We start from the raw sequence: 25,556 nt of genomic DNA, 5'->3' as shown, positions 1-25,556 counted from the left end.
TAGACTTTTCAAGCCTCTTTAAATTATATTTATACTATTACATTATACTTCCCCAAAGTATATCAACAACAGTTTTAATTTAAAAACCATATACAACCACTATATATTGATTACCATTAAAACCCACCAAAAATGAAAGCATCCACTAACAAAATCAAGCGTCCACGAAAAATCCAATTTGAAAAATCCGGATATTATTTTATAGGATTGCTTGTTTTGGTATTATTGGGGTTTTGGCCTTCGTACTTTTCCAAATACATGGACGGAACGGCAAACTTTAATATGTACTTCCATTTTCATGCGGTAATGGCGTCGCTTTGGGTCGTAATATTGATAACCCAACCCATTTTAATCAGAAAAAAGAAATTGGCCATACATAGATCGATCGGTAAGTTAAGCTATATCATTTTGCCATTGTTCTTTATATCGGTAATACTTTTGAAACATTATAGGATAGGTGGGCAAATAACTGAAAACCTAGGCGCAAGTTTATGGTTGCAAACAAAAGATGTAGTAATAATAGGCATAATGTACAGCATAGCCATTAGGCACAGGCATAACGTCCAAATTCATGCCCGGGCCATGATAGCCACTGGCATTGTGTTTATTGAACCTACTTTGGGCCGTTTTATTATCCTTACTATTTTGCCGGAACCTGACTTTTTCCTTGGGTTGGCAATTACCGTTGCCATCATGTATGCACTTATTGTTTCACTAATATTTATAGAAAGAAAACAAAAAAGCGGCAGATGGGTTTTCCCTACTTTGTTAATACTATTTATAATATTCCATTATTTAATTTTCTTTCAAATAAGCTTTCCTTTATGGGATGCATTTGCCAAATGGTTTGCACTATTGCCTATAACATAAACACCTATTAATTTTTTAAGGATCATATAGATAAGAAAAAAAACTAAAAACAAAGATCATGATTAAACTAACAGTACTTTACGCACATCCAACAGATGTTTCAGCTTTTGAAAATTATTATGCCCATACGCATTTGCCTAAAGCAGCAAAAATGACGGGGCATGAAAAGTTAGAGCTTACCAAATTTTTAAATGGTCCTGATGGCACAAAACCAGACTATTACCGTATGGCCGAATTTTGGTATAAAAGTCCGGAAGCCATGCAAAAAGCGATGGGTTCTCCTGAAGGACAAGCAACAGCTAACGATCTTTCCAATTTCGCAACTGGAGGCGCCACCCTTTTGGTAGGTGCTGTTGAACACTAATATCAATAAAAAAACCACCCATGAAACCCACAAATCACAAAAAAAGGCCCGAAGGAAAGATAGCACTAACAGCACCTGCTACCCGTAGCATTATGGAAGCTAGCGCAAGCGGTTTTTTGAAAATGGATGGGGCTTTGTAGCTGGCTAGTAATTTAATAACCATTAAACATATATTAAACATGAAAAATTTAAAGAAAACAATTATCAGCATGGTAGTCTTAATCGCTTTTATAAGCATAACAAGCTGCAAACAAAACGAAAACGAAACAAATGGTATGCAAATGCCTAAATCTGCAACTGTTGAGGAACTTGGACAGATGAACCGGGATTTTGTTAAAGCATTATTGGCAAAAGATGCCACGGCAGCAGCAAGCGTTTACAGCGAAACCGCATCGCTCCTACCTCCAAACGAAGCCATAATTACCGGGCGGGAAAACATTAAAAATTATTGGCAAGGTGCCATAGATGCTGGTTTGGTGGATGCCAAGGTAAGAACCATCGATGCCAGTAGTGATGGTGATCTGGGTTATGAAATTGGCACCTTTGAATTAAAGTTTCAAGCCGAAGATGGTTCCATTGTTACGGATATTGGAAAATTTACAGAACTATTGAGGCGCGATGAGACAGGAAGATGGATTTCCATTTATGGCATGTGGAGCGCCAATGAGCCACTGCCTGTTCATGATCAAACAAAGTAACCAATAAATAAAAATGGGAATAAAAACAAATTTCACAGGGAACGGACAAGGCTTAGGCCATCGAACAACCTAAGCTCACAACGGAATTTCATTCAGGTTTTCCCAACCGAGTACTTGCGCAATGCTGCGGGTCTGTTTTTCGGAACCACCATAAATCACATAGCTATTCTCTGGCAGTGCACCGGAAATTGGTTGAAAATAAGTGAAGGCCGCAAAAAACTGGGAATTAATGGTACGGGAAGATTTTATTTCAATGGGAACAAGTTTAGGACCTTGATCTATCAAAAGGTCGATTTCATAAGCCCCGGCGGCATTCCAAAAATAGTTTTTGGGCCTAATGTTTTTGTTAAGCTGATTTTTGAAGATTTCAGTGATGACGAAATTTTCAAAAAGAGCACCTTTTGCAAAATGCTGATTTAGATCATCCGAATTGCGAAGATTGAGAAGCGCACAGGCCAAACCGGTATCATAAAAATAAAGTTTGGAAGATTTTACAATACGTTTATTGAAATTTTGATGATAAGGACGAAGGGTATAAATGATAAAGCTCGTTTCCAAGACGCTCAGCCATTTGGAAACCGTTTTATATGATACACCTATAAGATTGCCAATCTCGGAAAAATTAACCAATTGACCGATGCGGCCAGCGCAGATTTCGAGAAACTGGCGGAAGGTGTTAAGATCGCCAACGTTGATTATTTGTCGCACATCGCGCTCCACATAGGTTCTGATATAATCATTGAGCCATTGGTTGGGGTTTAGGTCAAGATCATAAATACGCGGATAGAATCCTTGAAGAATATAATCTTCATAGGTTTTTAACGCATCATCAGTAGTGTGGATTTCTTCCAAGGAAAAAGGCAAAAGGTTGAAAATAGCGACCCTTCCGGCAAGACTTTGGGAAATACCGTCCATTAAAAGGAGGTTTTGTGAACCGGAAATGATGAACTGGCCCGGAATTTTTTCACGATCGGTGATCACTTGAAGATAAGAAAGAAGATCAGGAACATATTGTATTTCATCAATGATGGCATTTTTTCCCGCATTGAAAAGAAATCCTTTGGGATCCTCAAGCGCAAAAGAACGCAATTGGATATCCTCTAAATTAAGGTACGTATGGTTAGGAAACAAATAACGAATGAGCGTGGATTTACCACTTTGCCGAGGTCCGGTAACAGCAATTATCGGCATTTTGGTGGCACTTTGAAGAATTTAACCATATAACACTCTATTAATCATTTGCTTGCAGATTAGAGTTTCAACTTCTAATTTGCAAGAACAAAAAATCAAAAATTATTCAAAAGATACCCATTCAAATCAATTCGAAAATGAAAACAACAAAATTTATAACAATGGCAATCGCTTTAGTGGCAGCAATTTCAATATCAAGCTGTAGTGAAAAAAAACAAGACGGAAACAACAGTAGAAAAATCTGAATCCACCGCAACCATTGTTGGAAATGAAACACCAGACTATTTTCTTCTCCGTCCAGACGTAGAAAAGGCCTATGGCTACTCACACGCCGTGAAAATCGGTAACGACATCAAAATCTCTGATGCTGTCAGTATGGACGATGATGGGAACCCAACTGCCATAGGCGATTTTGAACAACAGATGAAAAATTGCTATGCAGATTTAGATAAAGTATTGAAACACTACGGATGCACATTCGATGATGTTGTGGTGGAAAATGTGTTCACTACAAACATGCCCAAATTTTTAGAATTGTCGGGTTACAGAGCTGAAATCTAAAAAAAAAAACAATTCCCAACAGGATCTTGGCTTGGCGTGAAAGAATTGGCATTGTCGGAATTTTTGATAGAGATTGAATTGGAGGTTTACAAAATGTAATAATGAAACAATTAAAAAATAATATGAAAAAACTTTTTCTCATCACAGTAGCACTATTGCCTCTAATTATTTTTGCACAGCACGAGCATCATAAAACGGACGATGCCACCGCAGAAAGCCATAACCATCTTACCCACATGCTGGCGTCTCGGTCAGAAATCATCTATGTGCACAACCTTCCGCCACCAAAGCTTATGAAAGGTGCAGGTAATTCCACATTAAAGATTGAAACGACCTCCGAAAAAACACAGGCCTATTTCAATCAAGGCATTTCGCTATTGCACGACTTTTGGGATTTTGAAGCCTATCGCGCCTTCAAAGAAGCCATTCGCAACGACTCCACTGCCATCATGCCTTATTGGGGATTATTGCAAATGCCGACACCTAACAAGGACAGCATTTTCAAATCCAACATGGAAGATGCCATAAAGCAAATAAAAAAATTACTACCAAAAGCAAATGAACACGAAAGGCTATATGCAGAGATCGCACTTTTAAAAGATTCATTAAAACAGGAAGCCTATCCTGAAATAGCTAAAAGATGGGAACTTATCATCCATAAATTTCCTGATGATGTAGAGGCAAAACTTTTTTTGGCACTAAACAAAATGAGTGGTTTTGATACAGATATGAAACCCATTGAAGGCCAAATGTACAGCGAGTTTTTATTAAGAGATGTGAAACGGGTTGCTCCCAATAGCCACGCATTCCATCATTACTGGATTCACTTAAAAGAAAATTGCTGCCCTGAAGAAGCACTCGCCAGCGCCGATGCGCTTACAGCACTTGCGCCCGCTTCTGGCCATATTGTGCATATGCCCGGCCACATTTATAATCGGGTAGGTAATTACAAAAAGGCCCACGATGCCTTTGTGGCAGCGGTAAAAGTAGATTCTATTTATATGAAAAATGAAGGGATAGAGGAAGTAGATGATTGGAATTACATTCACAACATCAATTACCTCATCAATAATTGTGTTCACGACGGTAGGCACAAAGAAGCTTTATACTACGCCGAACGACTCAAAAAAATGCCCATTTCCAAAAATCGAAAAGACATCTACGATGGTCGATTTTTCCATCAGGGCTTATTGGCTCCAGGAAAGATGGAAATGGCGTTTGGCAATTGGGAACAAGCCACCGCAGAATTTGAGCAGATAGTGGATAATGATTCTGTATTCAGTCATTCAAATATGGAATTCAAAAAAGCACTTACCTTATTTACAAAAGGTATGGCGGCACTGGATAAAAACGATGTATCCATGGCAATAAGTGCTTCCAACAGTTTAGATGCTTTGCTATGGAGAAATGCCAAACAAATGGATAAGGAAAGCACCCTTAATCAAGATTATCAAAATACCATCAACACCGCAAGTCTGGAGCTTCAAGGCTACATTGCAAGTCAGCAGGGACATTACGAACAGGCACTGATGCTGTTGAAAAAGGCCCACAAAAATGAAGCAGATCTTGGCTATGGCGAGCCTCCCTTATATGCAAGACCAGTAGCCATGAGCCTTGCCGCTGCGCAGATAAAAGCCGAAAAATATGATGACGCGGTAGAAACATATCAGACACTATTACAAAGATTTCCAAAAAGTGCGTATGTCTATAATGCCTTACGGATTGTGTATGCACAAAAAGGAGATTCCGTTAAAGCGAAAGAATATACAAAATTGCTATCGGCGGCGGCAAAGTATGCAGATGTCGGTATTTATGAAATGTTTTAAGTGGGAAAAATTTAGCAGGCAAGTACAGTCGAGAACTACTGTTTCGAGCGAATTAGATTTCGACTTTAGTTTATCCTATGTTAGCATACATATCAACAAAAAAATTCAAACCAATGAAAATCAAAAATTTAATATTTTATTTCACATTTTTAATCCTGTTTATTAGCTGTAAAAAACCATCAAACAAGCAGACCATTGTTATTGAAAAAGGCAAAGTAGGAATGATTGGCTTTGGGTCGTTAATGTCACTTAACAGAGCTGAAGAGGTATTCAAACATACATACACGGACTCCATTTATCTGGTTCATCTTGACGGTTTTCAAAGAAGTTGGGATTTCGTTGCTTCTAATGATGACAAGGGATATACAGAAGAAGAACTGAAAAATGATGGCTACTATATTAAAGGTAATGACACGCTGCTTTTTAGCAAGGGTATTTACTTAAACATTACCGCAAAAAAAGGCACTGCAATGAATGCCGTTTTGTATATGGTAACAGCCCAAGAAATTGCAGCTATGGACCTGTATGAATTTGGTTACGAACGTATAGATGTAACCGAAAAGATTACCGAATATAATTTTGAGGGAGGAAAAGTTTACGCCTATAAAGCCACGCCTGAATACGTATATGATTCAAAAAAGACCAAAGGAGTCACTATAATTCCCCAAGATTATTTAGATTTAGTAACCAAGGCTTGCGATAGTATTGGCTTGGATTTTAGGCAAGAATATGATGCGACAACAAGTACCTCGAATTTGGAATTGGCTGCACCGGTAATTTGGAAAAAGGTACGATAATAGGTATATAAAATAGTTGTGTGCAATCAAAGAAATGACAAACGAATAACTTTAAAATAAAAAACTATGAAAACAGTAATTACTCTAATGTGTATTTTTTCTCTTTTGATAAATTCGTCTTGTAAAAATATCATTGAAAAGGAAGGTTGCGTAAATGTTGAAGGTGGTAAAATATGGTACAAAATTGTGGGGGAAGGCGATGGAATTCCTCTATTAATTCTTCATGGTGGGCCAGGTTCGAGGAGTTGTTCAATGATCCCTGGATTCTCTCTATTGGCTAAAGACCGTCCAGTAATATTCTATGACCAACTAGGTTCAGGAAATTCGGACAGACCTACTGATACAACCCTTTGGAAAACGGAACGATTTGTGAATGAAATAGACTTATTAAGAAGTGCATTGGAATTGGATAATCTACACATATTGGGACATTCTTGTGGTAGCACATTTTTAATAGAATACATGATTACAAAGCAACCGAAAGGGGTGAAATCTGTAATTTTCTCTAGCCCACATATCAGTAGTCCTGATTGGATGGCAGATGCCAAAATTTTGCTTTCTCAACTGCCTGTAAATGTTCAGGACACGATTTTTAAATACGAAGCTTTAAAAAATTACAACGCACCTCAGTATCTTGCTGCAACTGATTCGTTTTATGTTAGACACATGTCCAGAAAGAGTTGGCCTATTATTCCTAACATAGAATGTGAAAATGTACCCGGTTTCAACGATCAAATTTATGAATATATGTGGGGCCCAACGGAGTTTAATATTACTGGCACCCTTAAGGATTTTGATAGGACAGCTGACCTATACAAAATCACCGAACCAATTCTTTTTATGGCAGGTGAATATGATGAAGCAAGACCAGAAACTATGTACAAATATCAAAAATTATCTAGGAATGCAAATGTTGAAATTATTGACGGTGCCGCACATAAGACAATGATCGATCAACCAGAAAAAGTATATGAAGTAATAAGTAAGTTTCTTAAAGAAGTTGAAAAGATTAAATAAAGACTGCACACAATGTATCCGTTAACAACAATTAAAACCAAAATAATGAAAAGACAATTAAAATACGTGTGCATACTTTGTTACTTTATTTTCTTCACAAAACCAACAGTTGCACAATCCATTGAAAAAAATGAAATCACTTTTATTAAGACAGGAAAGTTATTTGATTCTGAAAACGGAAAAATCCTAACAAATTATGTTATTAAAATTGAAAACAATAAAATAACCGAAGTAGGAAAAAACAGCTCCATTCCCGAAAATGTAAAAGTTATTGATTTAACAGAATATACTGTTTTACCTGGATTAATTGATGGTCATACACATTTGATGTCTCTTGACGACTTTAAAGATAAACATCCGATGGCCGAAAAAGTCTTATTTGAAGGCGATGCTTTACGAGTGCTTAGAGGTGCTAACCGAGCCAAAACTTGGCTAGAAGCAGGTTTTACCACAGTGAGAGACTTAGGAGATTCAGGCCCTTTTCTTGATGTAGCTTTAAAAAAAGCCATCAATGAAGGCACCACTATAGGCCCGAGAATGTTTGTGTCTGGACCAATTATTATTTCTGAAGGCGGACAAGTTCCCGGTTTACTAAAAAGCCAAAGACACGTAATTGAAGACGAATATACCATAGTCAAAAATGTAGATGATGCCATAAATGCAGTACGGATTCACGTAAACTATGGCGCAGACATCATCAAGATTTGCGCTAACAATTCGCCCAACAATACGAGCCTTACTATGGATGAAATGAAGGCAATCGTAAAAATGGCACATCGTTATAACAAAAAGGTTACGGCTCATGCAACAACAGACTTGGCGGTTTGGGAGGCAGTAACCGCAGGTGTTGATGGTATTGAACATGGTTATCAAATTTCAGACACAACATTAACACTTATGGCAAAAAAAGGTGTCGCGCTAGTCCCTACAGACCTTACGAAACCTCTTCTGAAAAAGGTATTAGATATTATGGATTACAAAGAAGATACCGATATAGCAACAAAAGGGTATAAAGATAGATATCAGGATAGGTTGCAGAGAGCCATTAAAGCAGGCGTAACAATATTAACAGGGTCTGATAATTATATTGATTTAAAAATGCCACAAGGAGAAGCAGCAAAAAACGTTCTTATAGCTTATGAAGAAGAAGGAATGCAACCACTTGACATACTTAGATCCTCAACATATTTATCAGCAAAATTTATGGGCAAAGAAGATGAACTGGGAAGTATAAAAGAAGGAGCATTTGCCGATATTATTGCTGTAAAAGGTGACATAGTATATGACTTCTCAAGTACGATGTTCAATGTTGTCTTCGTGATGAAGAATGGTGAAATTTATATTGAAAAAGAATAAATAGTTGCTTACAATGTATATGACGATCATGCCCAGCAAAAGCTTGTCACGCCGCATATATGTGACCGTTTTGCACAAGTATGAAAAATAATACTATTTCAAATCCGAGAATTATGAATAATGCATTTTTAACACTAATAACTACATTGTTACTTTTCTTTAGCTGCCAATCAACAGATAAGAATTCGGTTTTAGAGAAAAACAAAGACGTTGTTTTAGAATATCACAAGGTTTGGAGTGGAGCTGACATAGACAATTTAGACGAAATACTAACTTCAGACTTTGTTTGTCATTATTTAACAAGTGAGGAATGGACAGGCATGGAAGATGCTAAAAAAAACGTTTCAGATTGGCGAGCCATTTTTCCTGATTGGAAGGAAGAAATAGTGGATATCATTCAAGAAAAAGATAAAGTCGTAACGCGCTATAAAGCCACAGCAACGCATACCAAAATGCACGAAGGCATTGATGCAACAGGTGCTAAAATTGAAATATACGAAGTTTCAATTTATCGAATAAGTAATGGAAAAATAGCGGAGCAATGGGCCTTTCCAGATGACCCAAGCATAAAAACACAAATTCTCAATTTTAAATCTAATGGTTCGAGTAAATAAGGTTTCGGACTTTAATTTATAACGCATAAACAAAAATTTAAAACAAATCAATATGAAGAAAATACTAATTACATCCATCAGCATATTTTTTGCCTTTCATTCAATTTTTGGACAAACGAAAGAAGAAAAATACAAGAAAGATGTAACATCAATAGACACACTGATAAACGCCTATTATGATGTTGTTTCGGGTTCGAGTAGTGAGCCTTGGGAATTTGAAAGAGACAACTATATTCATTCAAAAAATGCGGTTATTACGAGACTTGATGAAAATGGCAAAGCGGAATCACATACGCTCGAAGCGGAATATATACCAATCGGATTATCGCCGAAAGAAGATTTTTATGAAATAGAACTTAAAAGATTGGTTAGCAACTATGGACATATTGCGCAAGTCTGGAGTGCATTTGAAATACGAACTGACCCAAAAACTGAAACTAATGTTAGAGGACTCAATAGCATTCAGGTTCATTACGAAAATGGAAGATGGTGGATAGATAGTTGGACCTGCGAAATGGAATCTGAAGATAGTTCTTTAGTTACTGAATTCCTGACTAATGAATAAAAAAATCACTAACAGTGAATATTAAACATAAAATGAAATCAATCCTAACCAGCATTCTACTTGCACTACTAATACTTTCGTGCGCATCGCCAAAGAAAAATAATGATTTGGTGGTTATAAATCAACCGGCAGAATTTGACACCCAAGAAGCCATTTGGTTGATATGGCCAGCGACCAATCATAAAGAAAGTGAATCTGTTCAAAAAGTTACCCTTTCAATTATAGACGCTTTAATTGGCGATATAGACGTTGTCGTAACCTGCAAAAACAAAGAACTTCTCAATCAAGCAAAAGAAACCCTAAAAAACCGTTTCGGAGAACAGAAACGACTGAAGCTTTTGGTAATACCATCTTTTGAAATCTGGACAAGAGATATGGGACCCATATTTGTTGAAACCAATCAAAAAACATTTGCTATTGCAGACTTTAATTTTAATTCTTGGGGCTATGCGGATACTTTGGACGTTGACACCAAAACGGAGGAACTATATGACGTAAGGGTTGCGGAACATTTTAAGTTGCCCGTAATTTCAAGTGCAATGATTAGTGAAGGTGGAAACCGAGAAGTCAATGGAAAAGGCACTTTAATAACTTCAGAAGCAGTTGAAAAAGGCAGAAATCCAACTATGGGCACCCTGCAAATGGAAGCCGAATACAAACGATTGTTGGGAACAAAAAAAGTAATCTGGTTAAAACAAGGTTTGGTTGAAGATGACCATACCTTTCTCGGCCCTATTACAACTTCGGACGGAACAAAAGCATATACCGTAGTTACCACAAATGGTCACGTAGATGAATTTGTTCGTTTTGTAAATGATTCCACCATCCTTTTGGCACAAATAGACCCCACGGAATTGGACGACCCAATCGCTTTTGAAAACAACAAACGACTAGAGGAGAATTATCAGATTTTATCCAAAGCGACCGACCAAGATGGTAACCCATTTACCATAATCAGAATGCCACTTCCCGGAACAATTTACAATACAATGAATCCCGGCGATTATGTATATGAATACATTAAAACGCTTGACTACGAGAATGGAAGCACGTTCCCCGATGGCGAAAGTGTAAAAGTAATGGCCGCCTTAAGTTATCTCAACTTTATAATTACCAACAAAGTAATAATTGGTCAAACCATTTGGAGGGAAGGAATGCCCGAGGCGTTAAAATTAAAAGATGAAAAAGCTGCGCAAATTCTGCAATCTGTTTTCCCAAACCGAAAAGTAATTATGATTGACGCCCTCGCCGTGAATTTGGGAGGTGGCGGCATTCATTGTATAAGTATGCAACAACCGGCATTATCAAATAATTAGATGTAAAACTATAATGCAATTAACGATGTACAAAATTTTAAAATCATTAAACATTTTTAAAAAAGCCATCGGTTGGAAGGAACAGTCTCTGTTTACCAATTTGGCTACTTTAAAAAAGTCGCTAATCTTATATAAACAAGTTGTGCTTCATTATGACCAACTACTAACCAAATGATAAAATTCTTTTAAAAAATAATTAATCTATAATACATTAAAGAAATGAAAATTAAAACCAACCAATCACACCTTGAAGACACTTTAAAAATTTTATTGTTGTTCATTTTAATGTTTTTTACGACTTTAACTTTCGCCCAAATCAACGACCACAGTGAAGCAGTTAATAAAGCAGCAGATAAGATCGAACAGAAAGTTATCGAATGGCGACACGATATCCACCAAAATCCAGAATTGGGAAATCGTGAATTTCGAACAGCTGCACTCATAGCCAAACATTTAGAGTCACTTGGTATAGATGTACAAACAAAAGTAGGTGTGACAGGTGTTGTTGGGATTCTCAAAGGAGATAAGCCTGGTCCTGTTGTAGCACTTCGAGCAGACATGGATGCCTTGCCCGTGGAAGAAAAGAACGATTTGCCATATGCGTCGAAAGTAAAAGCGAATTATAATGGCAATGAAACTTCCGTAATGCATGCCTGCGGACACGATGGTCACGTCGCTATTTTAATGGGAGTTGCAGAAATACTTTCAGAAATGAAGAGCGATTTAAAAGGCACTGTAAAATTTATCTTTCAGCCAGCCGAAGAGGGCGCACCATTTGGCGAAGAAGGTGGTGCCTCTTTAATGGTAAAGGAAGGTGCTCTCGAAAATCCGAAAGTAGATGTCATTTTTGGACTGCATTTGGATGCTTCAACCGAAGTTGGAAAAATCACCTATAAACCAGCGGGCATTATGGCTGGCAACAGTGATATGAAAATTACCGTTAAAGGAAAGCCAACACATGGTGCATATCCTTGGATGGGTATTGATCCAATAGTGGTTTCCGCTCAAATTATCACAAGCCTGCAAACTATTGTAAGTCGCAATATTACATTGACCGATAACCCAGCAGTTGTAACTATAGGGGCTATAAATGGTGGAAATCGAAGCAACATCATACCAGAACAAGTAGAAATGTTGGGTACGATCAGAACATTTACAAATGAAGACGAGGCTTTTGTATATAAAAGAATCAGAGAAATTGTTGAAATGACTGCGCAAGCCGCTGGAACGACCGCAACAGTTGAACTTCCATATACCACGCGCACTCCAGTAACGTTCAATAATGAAAAGCTAACGAAATTGATGTTACCAACTTTGGAGAAAACCGCTGGTAAGGAAAATGTGATGTTAATCCCTGCCGCTACAGGTGCAGAGGATTTTTCATTCTTTGCTCAAAAAGTACCCGGACTTTATTTTTCGTTGGTGCAACGAGCAAAGGCAGAGATCTAAAAACCGTTGGAGAACATCATACGCCACAATTTCTCATGGACGATAGTGCGTTTAAGACAGGTGTAAATGCCTTGTGTAATTTGGTATTTGATTATATGGAGTTGAACAGACAATAAAAAATAAATCATTTTATATACTTTAAGGAAGAGGTTATCATGCTTTTAGCAAAGATTAGTAAGGAAGTTAAATAACGAAAGCAAAACAATGGCTATAAGTAATTGCTTGTTCTCGCCTAAGTTGAAAATTCCTGCGGAATTTCCAACTTAGTGTGTACATTTAAAGTTAAGTGCTAACCCACGCAACTACTCATAGCCGAGACAGTTGTGCTTCATTATCAAAAACCGCTAAAAAATGATAAAATTCTTTAGAAAAATTAGACAAAATAGCATCAAGGAAAATAAGGCAACTAATTACCTTAAATATGCCATTGGAGAAATAATTCTTGTGGTTATTGGAATTTTAATTGCACTGTCAATTAATAACTGGAACAATAACAAAATAAATAAGAATGAATCAATTGAATTTAGTCAAAGATTATTAACCGAAGTAAACGGAAACATTGATTTGAGTACTAATGCAATTGAACAAATACAGGATAGGATGAAGGGTTCAAAAAAAATACTCGAACTCTTTAATGAACCAGTTAACAATGAAAATTCAAAATCACTTGACAGTTTAATTTATAAAATTCTAACCGGTGTAACAGTTGAGTTTAGAACGGGAACCTTAAATGAAGGATTAAATACCGGAAAAGTGGCATTAATAAATTCTAATATTTTAAAAAGTAAATTATATGGTTTAAGTTCCAATATTGAGAATGTACGAGAATTCGATAAAATAAATGCCAAATATAGCGCTGACGTTTTACAAACATTTTTGTATAAGAACTTTAACTTTAGAAAAATGGATAACAATTATTCTAAATTAAATATTGGTCCATCAAAATTCAAATCTGAAAAGAATGAATTGCTTCTTAACAATGAAGAGTTTGAAAACCTTATTGATAATTATTTCTATTTAGCAAACTCTCAACTTCGAATTCATAATAATTTAAGAAAAGAATTTATAGAAGTAAAAAAGCTATTAGATGAATAATTACAGTACTAAAAATAACGAAAGCCTGCCTGTCGGCAGGCAGGCACAGCAAGGAATATCACTATTCTTATATACTCAAGTTGTATGCAATGCGAAAAAACCAACGTTGTGAATTAAACAGAGGTATTTTGATTAAAACGGAGTAAGCCGAAAACCGATTAGAGTAGGCACAAAAATATGACTATGAATAAAATATTCTCTTTAAAATCAATTTCTTTTGTCTGCTTATTATTAATTTTTAGTTGTTCTCAAACAGACAAATCTAAATCAACTAAATCAGATAGTAATAATTCAGAACTTGCCGAAAAAGAACTCGATAGTGCTTTTAAAAAAATGTGGAAAAATTTGACCCTCACAGATGCAGCCGAATATTTTAAAACTGATGTTTCTGACAGTTTCTTCACTATAAATGCAGATGGAATTGTTCAAAATAAGGCGGAATTTCTAGCCGACACAAAAAGAATTGAAATGCTTGAAATCTTGAGTTTTGAATTTTTCGACCAACAAATAAAAGTTTATGACAATGTTGGAATTATCAATGGTCGCATTAAAGCATTTTCAGAAGGAACTTATGTTGGCGAAGTTTTTTATACTGCAATATTTGTGAAAGATAATAACGTCTGGAAGTACGAAAATTGGCAAGGAACTTGGACAAAAGACTCACCGCCACCACCATCTTTTGTTTCTGAAAATGAAACAAAAAAAGTCAATCAAACTTATTAAAATTTTAGATAATAATAATGGGAAAAAATAACAAAAGCACAACACCATTGGCAACACCCTAAAAAAAACCATAACTATGAAACTAACCAAACTAGTATTCCTTTCAATTATTTCGCTTTTGCTTATAAGTGCAGATAAACCAAATCAAACTTTTGATTTTAGAATCAGAACAATTACAGCAGGTATCACGTTAGAAAATCTTGATGATTTAAATGCAATAAAAAATGCAATCACTTTTTTAGAAAAAGCCAAAAACAGCTACATCAGTAAGGGTTATGAAGTGCAGGATATACGGATTTCTACACAAAACCTACACGAATTAGTCATTGATACCCCAACCGAACATACCCTACAACAGCTAAAAGAAATTGACAAAATAGTGGTTAAAAATAGCATAAGTCTATCTATTGGCGAATTAATATCTGGCAATCAATATGATGAAAAACTTACTGAATGGACCGTAAAATTGATTAAAGAGACTTCCAACATAAATTTTAGTGTTCCTATTTCTTCAGAACGTCTGGGAATACACAATAAAACAATTAAAACAGCAGCGGAAATTTGTGTTGCACTATCCAAGAACAGTAAAGGTGGCGAAGCGAATTTTAGATTTACTGCTTCCGCAAATTGCCCAGACGGAATACCCTTTTTTCCTGTCGCATATCATAAAGGAAAAAACAGTTTTGCTATCGGGTTGGAATATCCCAATCTCATTACCAAAGTATTTGAAACATCTGATTGGGAGAACGCAGAAGTCAATTTAAAAAATGAATTGAACAACCAATTTAAACCCATTGAAAATATAGGTCAAAAGTTACAAACTTCGGACTGGAACTATGACGGAATTGACACATCGCCTGCACCAGGTTTGGATGCAAGTATTGGGCAAGCCATTGAGACGTTGACAGGCAAACCATTTGGCAGTCCAACCACATTGAGTGCTTGCGCGATAATTACAAAGGTCATCAAAAATTTAGACGTAAAATCTTGTGGTTATTCCGGGCTGATGCTTCCTATAATTGAAGATATGGTTTTAGCCAAAAGAGCAATGGAAGATAATTATACTGTTGAGGAATTGTTGTTGTTCTCGTCCGTTTCAGGAACGGGTCTGGATGTGATTCCTGTTGCAGGAGATATCTCTAAAGAAACGATTGAAGGCATATACAGAGATGTAGCCTCTTTATCGATTAAATATTTCAACAAAGCATTGTCGGCAAGATTATTTCCAATTCCCGAAAAAAATGCTGGCGACATAGTTGATTTTGATAATCCTTATCTGACGTCATCGGTTGTTATGAAATTGAATTGAGAATATGAAGAAACGCCAGTTGCCGACAACATATATAAACCTTGTACCAAATTAAAACCAAAAACTATGAACAAACTACTATTAATTATCATCCTCGCATTTGTATCCTGCAAATCGCCTAATGATAAAAAACCGGAATCAAATGCAACTGAATTGGCACATTTCGAGGCAAAAATAGATTCAATTTTGAATATTGATTTAGATGTCAATGAACCAGGCGTAGCGCTTTTGATTTCTTATGATGGAAAAATGCTTATCGGAAAAGGATTTGGTGTAAGAAATATTGAAACCAAAGAACCTATAACCGCTTCTACAAATATGGAAATGGGTTCGGTAAGTAAACAATTTACGGCTTTAGCCATTTTAAGCCTTGTGGACAAAGGAAAAATAGCTTTGAACGATGAAGTCTACAAATTCTTCCCTTATGAAACCTTTAAGGATGTAACCGTTAAACATTTAATTAACCACACTTCAGGTATAGAAGATGCCGAAGATGCTTTTCTAAAAGATTGGGATTCCACCAAGGTTGCTATTGATGAAAGAGCTTTCTATTACCATAAAGACAGTTTAGGCAACTGGAATAAAATGGACGGACATCCATTAACTGGGCTTTTAGGGGCTGGAGGTATTTATATGAGTGTTGATGATTATTTTAATTACGACAATGCTTTAAGAAATAATTCAATTTTTTCTAAAGAAATACATCAATTACTATTTGAGAAAAATGATAACATAAAAACCGATAAATCTTTTCAACCTAATATGTCTTATGCTATGGGATGATTTGTGAACGACAGTATTGCTGAACATTCTGGAAGCTGGTTTGGGGTTAACACGTTCACTAAAAGATATTTGAAAAAACCATTAACTATTGCAATTTTTGGAAATAGGGATGATGTTTCGAAGAAATTAATTTCAAAAATAGATTCGTTGACGGTTCAGTTTGTAAAAAATAAATAACGCGAATAGCATTAATCAAGAAATTAAAGCCAGTTCAAAATGCCATTAATAATCATTACAAAACCCAACACACAATGAAACAAATACTAAATCACAAACTTAAAAACCGAATTATGAAAACAAAAAAATTAGTCATCCTTACTGTTATTTTGGGCTGTTTTATGATTCCCGCCCACGGACAATCCAAAAAGGATGAAAAATTACGGGTTAATCAGGAGCGCATAGAAAGTAGAATATTTGAGCTTGCAGAATTTGGAATAGATGAAAATGGCAAAGGCTATCGCGTTGCTTTTACGAAAGGCGATTTCGAAGGGAGAGCTTGGTTCATTGCCCAAATGAAGAAAGCAGGTCTTGAAGTCACCATTGATTTCGCAGGAAATATTATTGGAAAGAGAAAAGGCAAAAATCCTACTTTAAAACCAATTGCTTTTGGAAGTCATATCGATATGGTGCCAGATGGTGGCAATTATGATGGTTGCGTAGGTTCTATTTCTGCACTGGAAATAATGGAAACTTTAAATGAAAATAACATCGTTACCAATCATCCGTTGGAAGTCATCATTTTTTCCAATGAAGAGGGCGGCACTATCGGCAGTATGGCAATGGTGGGACATTTAAGCAAAGAAGGTCTTCAAGAAAAAAGCCAAATGGGTCTAACCTATTCAGAAGGCATCAAGGTTATCGGGGGCAACCCAGATGCTATTTCAAATGTTATTCTTAAAAAAGGAGATTTAAAGGCCTTTTTGGAATTACATATTGAACAAGGTGGCATTTTAGAACAAGAAAACATTGAAATCGGTATTGTAGAAGGCATTGTAGGTATCGTTCAGTATGATGTTACGGTGGAAGGTGCTGCCAACCACGCAGGCACTACACCCATGAAACTTCGAAAAGACGCCCTACTCGCTGCCTCCAAATTTATAATTGAAGTAAACGCGATTGCCTTGAAAACAGAAGGCAACCACGTGGCTACGGTAGGCAAAATTGAGGTGATGCCGGGAGCTTATAATGTAATTCCCGGTAAAGTGATACTGGGTTTGGAAATTCGGGATTTATCTTTTGAAAAAATAGAACTGCTTTTTGCAGAAATGGAAAAGCAGGCAGCAACTATTGCCACCGAAACCAAGACCACAATCAGTTTTGAAAACCGTGACAATACTATAAAACCTGCCTTAACCAATAGAACCTTGCAGCAAACCATCGAAAAATCTGCCAAAGACTTGGGCTTAAGTACAAAATATATGCAAAGTGGCGCAGGACACGACTCACAAGAAATGTCCTTGATTGCACCGATAGGAATGATTTTCGTTCCAAGTGTCGGTGGTATCAGCCATTCGCCAAAAGAGTTCACTAAATCCATAGATATGGCAAACGGAGCAAACGTGTTGCTTCAAACCATTTTACAATTAGATAAGGAGTAACATAATAAACATTTAGAAAGAACTGCTTACAACATTAATTATAAAACCCAACACAATCCAAATAAAAATACTAAATCACAATCTTAAAATCCGTTTTATGAAATCAAAAAAAATATGCGTCCCTGCTTTTATTGCGTTGCTACTTTTTACGCCTTTAATGGGTATATCCCAAGAGGCTTGGTTATCCACACCAGAAAGTATCAACCAATTCAGGGAACAAGTGGAGTCTATCAGACCCGACACAACCCAATTTGAGGTAACGGTTGTAAATAAAACAATTCCCTTAACTGGACGTGATATAGATATACGCATTTACAAACCGAAAAGCACAGATTTAAAACCCACCTTAATCTATGTTCATGGCGCTTGTTGGGTTGCTGGAAGTCTTGATAGTCATGATGAAATCTGCAGGTATTTGGCAACGCAAAGCGATGTGAATGTTATTGCTATAAAGTACCGATTAGCTCCAGAAAACAAATATCCTGATGCCCACAATGATGTTTATGATGCCACCGAATGGATTTGGAACCACGCAAAAGAACTCGGATTGGATACCAAACAATTTGCAATTGCCGGCGAAAGTACTGGAGCCTACTTTACTGCCGCCACAACACTAAAAGCAAGAGATACCAAAGCGGGTCCAAAGTTTACGTTTCAACTACTTGTCTATGCTGCACTTGATGGCGGAGGTTCATCTTGGTCGGAATGTAAAGAGTTGTATTTTACTAATGAAAAGGATGTTAGAAGTGACTATGGCTCACCGCTCTGGTCTAAAAATCTCTCTGGACTACCCACTACATTCAACATTTTGGGGGAATATGAAACATCTCGTGCAGAAGAAGAATTGTTTATGCGAAAATTGAAAGAAAATGGCATCACAACTAAAAGCTTCATAAACGAAGGTGTAGGCCATGATGTAGTTAATTGGCTGTCTGTTAAAACTGAAACGCCTGCACATTTGAAAGCGATAGAATTTATAAAAGCAGGATTCAACATAGAATAAACGAAGCTTAATACACATTATTTTTTTCTATGAAGCTAACCACTTATTTTTAGTACATGACAAAAATAATCTTATATCATAAAAATAACTATTAAAATTGACCCCTCCGCCTATCGGCACCTCCCCTTGAAGAAAGGGGAGGAATTATTTAAGGAGCTTTTTTTAATAATTTGATGTTAATAAATTTTTGTCATGTACTTAACCACTTATTATAAAATTAATTTCAAAGTTTAAAATAAAATCATATAACAGAAGTAGAAAACCTCAAGAATAGAACATAAAACAATCGCATTATCACGAATTATGCTTCATTATAACCGCCCATTAACCAATGATAAAACTCTTCAGTAAAATCCGCAAAAACGGTTTTCAGAACTTGCACTGTCCCGTTAGGGACAACATATCGGTAGCAAAAAACGAAACGGCGACCAGCGTGCCTTTAGGTACGCCATATCAAAACGCACAATATAATGTACCTAAAGGCACATAAACAAACACAACACGTTATCGGCTACCAAGATATAGTCCCTAACGGGACAAAAAAAAATAAAAAAAATGATAAAAATCTTCAGAAACATCCGCAAAAACCTTCTCGCAGAAGGCAAAACATCCAAATACCTAAAATACGCCATCGGCGAAATCATCCTCGTGGTCATTGGGATTTTGATTGCATTGAGTATTAATAATTGGAATCAAGAACGCATCTTGAAAATTGAAGAAGAAGGCATTGTAAGAAACATTCATAACGAATATTTACAAAACAAGACAATCATCAAAACAAGCCTTGAAGAATCTGATAGTTGTGCAAATACACTAAAAATCCTGATGGACCTCATTGGCAAAGACGAAGCGCTCATCAACAATCATAATATTGATAGTTTATTGTTTTATGCAATTGACCCTCCAATTTTCAGACCATCCGAAAATACTATTTCCGGCCTTATCCAATCAGGACGGTTGGAATTGCTCCATAATCAAGAATTGGTAGATTTAATATATGAATGGGGACGAACGATGAAATCTCTAAACGATAGGTCTGCAAGAGTGCTGATTAAAATTGATGACGAGGTACTTCCCTATCTAACAAAAAAATATGCCCTAAAAGACGTGGATGCTTATGGTCATTTAAAATGGGAAAACAAAACCAACCTTACCATAGATAAACTCCAGATTTTTCAAGAGATTGAATTTGAAAATATCATGGACGATTACATATATAGAGTTGTCGACTGCAAAAACAGGCTCGTTGAATTAGATTTAATCATCAATAAAATTCTAAAGGAAACTTACGTTCCAAATAAATAATTGGAATCAAAAAGTACAGAACCATAAACAAGAAAAACAAATTTAATACGCAAAGAACTTGAAAAATTACCAAATGAAAAATTTAAAAAAATTAACCTCAATCCTGCTGTTAGTAATAAGCACTACCGCAAGCGCTCAATTCAGTTTTAGCTCTTATGCGTTGCAGAATGTTAATATTATTGACGTAAACACAAATGAGATACTGTATGATTATACCATCGTAATCCACAATGATGAAATTTCCGCCATTTTACCTTCTAAAAATTATAGCGTTACTGATACGGTTCAATCCATACGGTTAAAAGGAAAATTTGTACTCCCAGGTTTAATTGATGCACACGTACATTTTGCAACAGACCCAACAGAAGAAAGAAGGGATAATGCAGAAAAGGTATTAAAAGAAATGCTGTTGACAGGTATCACTTCGATTAGGGATATGGCTGGCGATGCGAGAGCCTTGGCCAGTTTATCAAGAGATGCATTAGTGGGCGATATAGTGGCACCACATATTTACTATTCGGCTTTAATGGCGGGTTCAACATTTTTTGCTGACCCAAGAACCATCGCTTCAGCTCAAGGAGGAATTAGCGGAAAAATGCCCTATATGAAAGCAATTGGTGATAATTCTAATATGGTACTAGATGTAGCTGAAGCCAAAGGCACAGGTGCTTCAGGTATAAAAATGTATGCAGATTTATCGAATAATGAAGTTGTAAAAATTGTTGAAGAAGCAAAAAGACAAAATATTCCTGTTTGGTCTCACGCAGCATTGCAAATCGCTAAACCATCTGAAATAATAGCAAGTGGTGTGATATCAATTTCACACGCAAATATGTTGGTTTACGAAAATGATGAGAGTGAAAATTTAATAAAGTCTTGGATTGACCATAAACCAAATGGAAAGGAAAAAGAATTTTGGGATGCAGCGTTTGAAAAATTAGACTTTTCAGAACTGTATAAATTAATGATTAAAAACAAGGTCGTTTTAGATGCAACATTTTCAGTATTAGAAATATACAAAAACCGTCCTAAAATGATTTGGCGATACGAAATTGGAAAAAGAATAATTCAGCAAGCACACAAAAAGGGTGTACTCATCGCTGCTGGTAGCGACTCAGACCAAGAAACATTTGTTCAACATGAGATGAAATTATTAGTGAATGAAGCAGGTTTTACGCCTTTTGAAGCCCTTGTTGCTGCCACTAAAAATTCGGCCCAAGCCACTGGGATTCTTAAAAATCAAGGTACTATTGACGTTGGTAAAAAAGCGAATTTGCTTTTTTTAAATTCTAATCCTATAGAAAATATTGAACATATTGACGACATCTTTTTAGTAATAAAGAATGGGAAATTATACAATACGGAAGAATGAGATTAGAGGTTAGAAGTTAGAAGTTAGAAGTTAGAAAAATAGCAAAAACTTGAAACCTGAAACTTTGAACCTAAAAATTTCAATTTCAAAATAGAATAGAACAACCAAAAAAGCAATTAAGGAACATCTGCTGCTACGCCTTTAGACTCTTTACGGCTACACGTTTAGCGCTCTCGGTAAATATAACGGTAGTTTCGGACAGTCAAACGTACGTTTCGTACAAAGAGACTTCAAATCTATGTCGTTTATGAGTATATTGGATGGTAACTATAAAAATCTTACTACCAACCGCTTATGAAAACTATCCAATCCATTACGCTGTTGCTCGCATTCGCACTCGTCTTAACAAGTTGTGCCGACAAAAAAAAGGAAGCTGAAAAAACAGACCTACCTCCTATTTCAGAAGTTTATGACAGTTTTTATGAAGGCAGTTTGGCATTAAACCCATTGTACGGAAATCGTAATAGTATTAATAAGTATTTAGATAGGATGCCCAATAACTTGACCGATGAATTTAGAGCTAAAGAAATTGCGCATTATCAAACACATTTGGATAAAATTCAACAGTATGACAGCGCCCAGCTCAATACTTCAGATCAGCTAAATTATGATATTATGGTCTGGTACTCTAAAAACAAACTGGCAGCCAACCACAATTTTATAAAGTATTTACCCATAAACCAATTTGAAGCGGTCAATCTGGATATAGCTCAACTGGCTTCGGGTAGCAGCTTTCAACCTTTTGCAACCCTCCAAGATTATGATAATTGGTTAAAAAGAATTAAAGATTACACGATATGGTTAGATACCGCATTGGCGAATATGAGGGAAGGCATTACATTAGGCTATGTGCATCCAAAATCTATAGTACTAAAAATAATTCCTCAATTTGAGGCCATGGCAAAAGGCCCTGTAGAAGACCATTTGTTTTACAGTCCCGTAAAAAATATGCCGGAAAGATTTACGGAAGCCGAAAAATCACCCATTGAAACTACCTACCAAAGCATTATAAAAGAGGACATTATTCCGAGGTATCAAAAATTAGCCGAATTTTTTAAAACGGACTATCTAGAAGCTGCTCGATCCACATCAGGCATTGGTGTATTGCCCTTTGGAGCCGACTATTATAAAAACCAAATTGAATTTTGGACAACCACTACCCTATCGGCAGATTCTATATTCAATTTAGGAAAGTCTGAAGTAGTGCGGATTAGAAAAGAAATGGAATTGGTTAAAAAACAAGTCGATTTTGAAGGCAGCTTGGTTGAATTTTTTAATCACGTACGCACCAATAAAGACTTAATGCCCTACACAGACCCGCAGCAAGTGCTAAGTAATTTTGATAGCATTTATAAACGCATGGCACCACAGCTAGCAAAGTTGTTTGATAAAAAACCTAAAACACCTTTTATAGTTAAACGCACCGAGGCGTTTCGTGAAAAATCGGCAAGTCCGCAATACAATCCTGGTAATCCTGATGGCTCAAGACTGGGTGTGTTTTATGTTCCTATTCCCGATGTTACGGCTTATAATGTAAATGCTGATGAGGCTATATTTTTACACGAAGCCATCCCTGGTCATCATTATCAGCAAATGCTTGCGTTAGAAAACGAGCGCATTCCTCCATTTAGAAAGTTTACATATTCTGGAGCCTATGATGAAGGATGGGGTTTGTATGCTGAATCGCTTGGAAAAGAATTGGGATTGTATCAAGATCCCTATCAATATTTTGGGATGTTAACTTTAGAAATGCACAGGGCTATTCGATTGATAGTAGATACTGGAATACACTCTAAAGGTTGGACACGGGAGGAAGCCATAACCTATTCGCTAAACAATGAAGCTTTTCCAGAGGCTTTTATTATATCAGAAATAGAGCGCTATATGGTAACGCCTGCACAAGCACTATCCTACAAAATTGGGCAACTTACCATTTCAAAATTACGCCAAGAAGCCGAAAAAGCCTTGGGTGATGGCTTTGATATTAAAGCGTTTCACAACATAATTTTGGATGCTGGCGATATGCCGCTAGCAGTTTTGGAACAGCGGGTTAGAGATTGGATTGAAAAGGGTGGGAAATGAGATAAGAGGTTGGAAGTTAGAAGTTAGAAGTTAGAAAAACTTAAAACATGAACCAAAACACTCAATATAAAAAATCAATTAATTAAAAAATAAAGGATGAAAAAAATATCAAAAATACTTATCACTGCATTCCTCTTGATAGGATTTGTGACAACAAGCCAAACATTGCCACAAGCACTTGCTAAAATCAATACAGAAGGCTTTCAAAAATCGCAGGTTATGAATCTAATTACAGATTTATCTGATGTGTACGGCCCACGGTTAACAGGAACAAATCAATATTTTACGGCGGCGGAATGGGCCAAGAAAACAATGGAAAATTGGGGAATGGACAAGGTGTATTTCGAAAACTATTGTGACGATTGTATGGGCTGGGAAGTAAATTCATTCAATGTAGAAATGACCGAGCCTGCTTACATGAAAATACAGGCCTACCCGTATGCGTGGACAGAACCCTCTAACGGTGTGCAGATTGGCGATTTAGTTTGGATTGAAAGTTATGCCAATATGGAACTGGTAAAAAAACAATGGAGCGGAAAATTAAAAGGAAAAACCATCTTAATGGGTTCAGCCCCAAAACAGAATATGTTGTTTGAACCACTTTCAAAACGATACACCGAACACCAAATTAAGAAAGCCAAAAAATCAATTTCGCCTACACCCGATAATGCTTTAAATTCCAACGCTGGAGATATTGATACCATTGAAGATTTAGAGGTTATTTTTGAAAAATACAAGAGAAAGGATGACGTTTTTTTTGCATTCTTAAAAACCGAAGGCGCTTTAGGTATTTTAGGAGCTACACCTTTATTCCCGGGTGTTATCCATCCAAGTGGAACCTATAATTATAGAGAAAGCGACGTAAAACCAATGCCCTATTTTGCGATTGCTCCAGAAAATTTCGGAAAATTAAAACGTCTAATTGATAGGGAAATTACTCCTAAAATTAAATTCAATTTAGATGCTGAATTATATCTAAAACCTGAAAATAGCGTGAATATTTTAGCAGAAATTACAGGTTCAGACCCGAAACTGAAGGACGAAGTGGTAATGATCGGTGCCCATTTTGATTCTTGGCATTCCGCTTCTGGCGCTACGGATAATGGCGCAGGTTCGGCGGTAATGATGGAAGTGATGCGCATTATTAAAGCGTCAGGATTAAAACCAAAACGAACGATTAGAATGGCACTTTGGGGCGGTGAAGAACAAGGAGAAATAGGCTCTTTAGCTTATGCAAAAAATCACTATGGAAAAGTAAAGGAAACAACCCGAAAAAAAGAGGTGGAGAAAATTTCGGCATATCTAAATATGGATAATGGTGCCGGACAAATGCGAGGTATCTATTTACAAGGAAACGAAGCCGTCAGACCCATTTTTCAACAAATGTTAGAACCGTATGCCTATTTAGATGTGAATACGCTAACCATTGAAAATACCAATTTTACTGACCATGAGGTTTTCGATTTTTATAAAATCCCGGGTTTTCAAATCATTCAAGATCCGTTAAACTATAATACCGTAACGCATCACACCAATCTGGATGTTTTGGAATATGTGCCGGAACGCGATATGATGGTCAATGCAACGGTAATTGCGGCACTGGTGTACCAAATTGCACAAGAGGATTTGCGATTGCCGAGGGAAGAGTAATCGCTATAACTA

Annotated in this window: 24 protein-coding genes; 23 read left to right on the top strand and 1 reads right to left on the bottom strand. The window is 36.4% G+C overall.

Features of this window, described 5'->3' with window-relative positions:
- Positions 1-132 precede the first annotated feature (132 nt).
- The 3 genes from ACU1LP_RS10410 (at position 133) to ACU1LP_RS10400 (ending at position 1,932) form a co-directional block, all read left to right on the top strand.
- On the top strand, positions 133-870 hold the full coding sequence (locus ACU1LP_RS10410) for a hypothetical protein (protein WP_445731468.1): 738 nt from the start codon (positions 133-135) through the stop codon (positions 868-870).
- A 58-nt stretch (positions 871-928) separates the two neighbouring features.
- A complete protein-coding gene (locus ACU1LP_RS10405) occupies positions 929-1,234 on the top strand; it encodes an EthD family reductase (protein WP_445731467.1) in 306 nt (101 codons plus the stop codon).
- 179 nt (positions 1,235-1,413) lie between these two features.
- Positions 1,414-1,932 carry a YybH family protein gene (locus tag ACU1LP_RS10400; protein WP_445736211.1) on the top strand — a complete coding sequence of 173 codons (519 nt, stop codon included), beginning with the start codon at positions 1,414-1,416 and terminating at the stop codon, positions 1,930-1,932.
- A 75-nt stretch (positions 1,933-2,007) separates the two neighbouring features.
- On the opposite strand, the gene ACU1LP_RS10395 is transcribed toward ACU1LP_RS10400, so the two are convergent.
- Positions 2,008-3,123 (bottom strand): ATP-binding protein, encoded by a 1,116-nt coding sequence (locus ACU1LP_RS10395; protein ID WP_445736210.1) that lies wholly within the window; start codon positions 3,121-3,123, stop codon positions 2,008-2,010.
- 204 nt (positions 3,124-3,327) lie between these two features.
- Here ACU1LP_RS10395 and ACU1LP_RS10390 point away from each other — a divergent pair, with 204 nt between their 5' ends.
- From ACU1LP_RS10390 to ACU1LP_RS10295, 20 genes are all read left to right on the top strand, one after another.
- On the top strand, positions 3,328-3,684 hold the full coding sequence (locus tag ACU1LP_RS10390) for a RidA family protein (RefSeq protein WP_445734554.1): 357 nt from the start codon (positions 3,328-3,330) through the stop codon (positions 3,682-3,684).
- Between the two features lie 122 nt (positions 3,685-3,806).
- The gene (locus ACU1LP_RS10385; RefSeq protein WP_445734553.1) at positions 3,807-5,510 is read left to right on the top strand and encodes a tetratricopeptide repeat protein; all 1,704 of its coding nucleotides are present in this window, start codon (positions 3,807-3,809) and stop codon (positions 5,508-5,510) included.
- 113 nt (positions 5,511-5,623) lie between these two features.
- Complete coding sequence (locus ACU1LP_RS10380) at positions 5,624-6,307, top strand: hypothetical protein (RefSeq protein WP_445734552.1); 684 nt, start codon at positions 5,624-5,626, stop codon at positions 6,305-6,307.
- 87 nt (positions 6,308-6,394) lie between these two features.
- Positions 6,395-7,324: a proline iminopeptidase-family hydrolase gene (locus tag ACU1LP_RS10375; protein WP_445736209.1), complete on the top strand. Its 930-nt coding sequence runs from the start codon at positions 6,395-6,397 to the stop codon at positions 7,322-7,324.
- A 45-nt stretch (positions 7,325-7,369) separates the two neighbouring features.
- Positions 7,370-8,680 (top strand): amidohydrolase family protein, encoded by a 1,311-nt coding sequence (locus ACU1LP_RS10370; RefSeq protein WP_445736208.1) that lies wholly within the window; start codon positions 7,370-7,372, stop codon positions 8,678-8,680.
- Between the two features lie 113 nt (positions 8,681-8,793).
- Complete coding sequence (locus tag ACU1LP_RS10365) at positions 8,794-9,294, top strand: ester cyclase (protein WP_445732830.1); 501 nt, start codon at positions 8,794-8,796, stop codon at positions 9,292-9,294.
- A gap of 52 nt (positions 9,295-9,346) precedes the next feature.
- Positions 9,347-9,859 carry a hypothetical protein gene (locus ACU1LP_RS10360; protein WP_445732829.1) on the top strand — a complete coding sequence of 171 codons (513 nt, stop codon included), beginning with the start codon at positions 9,347-9,349 and terminating at the stop codon, positions 9,857-9,859.
- 32 nt (positions 9,860-9,891) lie between these two features.
- Positions 9,892-11,175: an agmatine deiminase family protein gene (locus tag ACU1LP_RS10355; RefSeq protein ID WP_445736207.1), complete on the top strand. Its 1,284-nt coding sequence runs from the start codon at positions 9,892-9,894 to the stop codon at positions 11,173-11,175.
- Positions 11,176-11,394: 219 nt separating this feature from the next.
- Entirely contained in the window at positions 11,395-12,624 is a 1,230-nt protein-coding gene (locus ACU1LP_RS10350; protein WP_445734604.1) for an amidohydrolase, read from the top strand.
- Between the two features lie 351 nt (positions 12,625-12,975).
- A complete protein-coding gene (locus ACU1LP_RS10345) occupies positions 12,976-13,719 on the top strand; it encodes a DUF6090 family protein (RefSeq protein ID WP_445734603.1) in 744 nt (247 codons plus the stop codon).
- Positions 13,720-13,902: 183 nt separating this feature from the next.
- Positions 13,903-14,442 carry a nuclear transport factor 2 family protein gene (locus ACU1LP_RS10340; protein WP_445734602.1) on the top strand — a complete coding sequence of 180 codons (540 nt, stop codon included), beginning with the start codon at positions 13,903-13,905 and terminating at the stop codon, positions 14,440-14,442.
- Positions 14,443-14,518: 76 nt separating this feature from the next.
- The gene (locus ACU1LP_RS10335; protein WP_445736206.1) at positions 14,519-15,751 is read left to right on the top strand and encodes a DUF711 family protein; all 1,233 of its coding nucleotides are present in this window, start codon (positions 14,519-14,521) and stop codon (positions 15,749-15,751) included.
- Between the two features lie 66 nt (positions 15,752-15,817).
- The gene (locus ACU1LP_RS10330; protein WP_445736205.1) at positions 15,818-16,534 is read left to right on the top strand and encodes a serine hydrolase domain-containing protein; all 717 of its coding nucleotides are present in this window, start codon (positions 15,818-15,820) and stop codon (positions 16,532-16,534) included.
- 290 nt (positions 16,535-16,824) lie between these two features.
- Positions 16,825-18,132, top strand: coding sequence for a Zn-dependent hydrolase (locus tag ACU1LP_RS10325; RefSeq protein WP_445734388.1), 1,308 nt, complete (start codon positions 16,825-16,827; stop codon positions 18,130-18,132).
- A gap of 97 nt (positions 18,133-18,229) precedes the next feature.
- A complete protein-coding gene (locus ACU1LP_RS10320) occupies positions 18,230-19,135 on the top strand; it encodes an alpha/beta hydrolase (RefSeq protein ID WP_445734387.1) in 906 nt (301 codons plus the stop codon).
- Positions 19,136-19,466: 331 nt separating this feature from the next.
- Positions 19,467-19,625 (top strand): hypothetical protein, encoded by a 159-nt coding sequence (locus ACU1LP_RS10315; protein ID WP_445732332.1) that lies wholly within the window; start codon positions 19,467-19,469, stop codon positions 19,623-19,625.
- Between the two features lie 65 nt (positions 19,626-19,690).
- Positions 19,691-20,440 carry a DUF6090 family protein gene (locus ACU1LP_RS10310; protein WP_445732333.1) on the top strand — a complete coding sequence of 250 codons (750 nt, stop codon included), beginning with the start codon at positions 19,691-19,693 and terminating at the stop codon, positions 20,438-20,440.
- A gap of 73 nt (positions 20,441-20,513) precedes the next feature.
- Complete coding sequence (locus ACU1LP_RS10305) at positions 20,514-21,812, top strand: amidohydrolase family protein (protein WP_445734864.1); 1,299 nt, start codon at positions 20,514-20,516, stop codon at positions 21,810-21,812.
- A 294-nt stretch (positions 21,813-22,106) separates the two neighbouring features.
- Complete coding sequence (locus tag ACU1LP_RS10300) at positions 22,107-23,894, top strand: DUF885 domain-containing protein (RefSeq protein WP_445736204.1); 1,788 nt, start codon at positions 22,107-22,109, stop codon at positions 23,892-23,894.
- Between the two features lie 96 nt (positions 23,895-23,990).
- On the top strand, positions 23,991-25,544 hold the full coding sequence (locus tag ACU1LP_RS10295; RefSeq protein ID WP_445734227.1) for a M20/M25/M40 family metallo-hydrolase: 1,554 nt from the start codon (positions 23,991-23,993) through the stop codon (positions 25,542-25,544).
- The last annotated feature ends 12 nt before the right edge of the window (positions 25,545-25,556 follow it).

This window comes from Mariniflexile sp., assembly GCF_052728615.1.
Note: the sequence above shows the minus strand (reverse complement) of the source record. Positions and strands in the feature narration are given on the sequence as shown.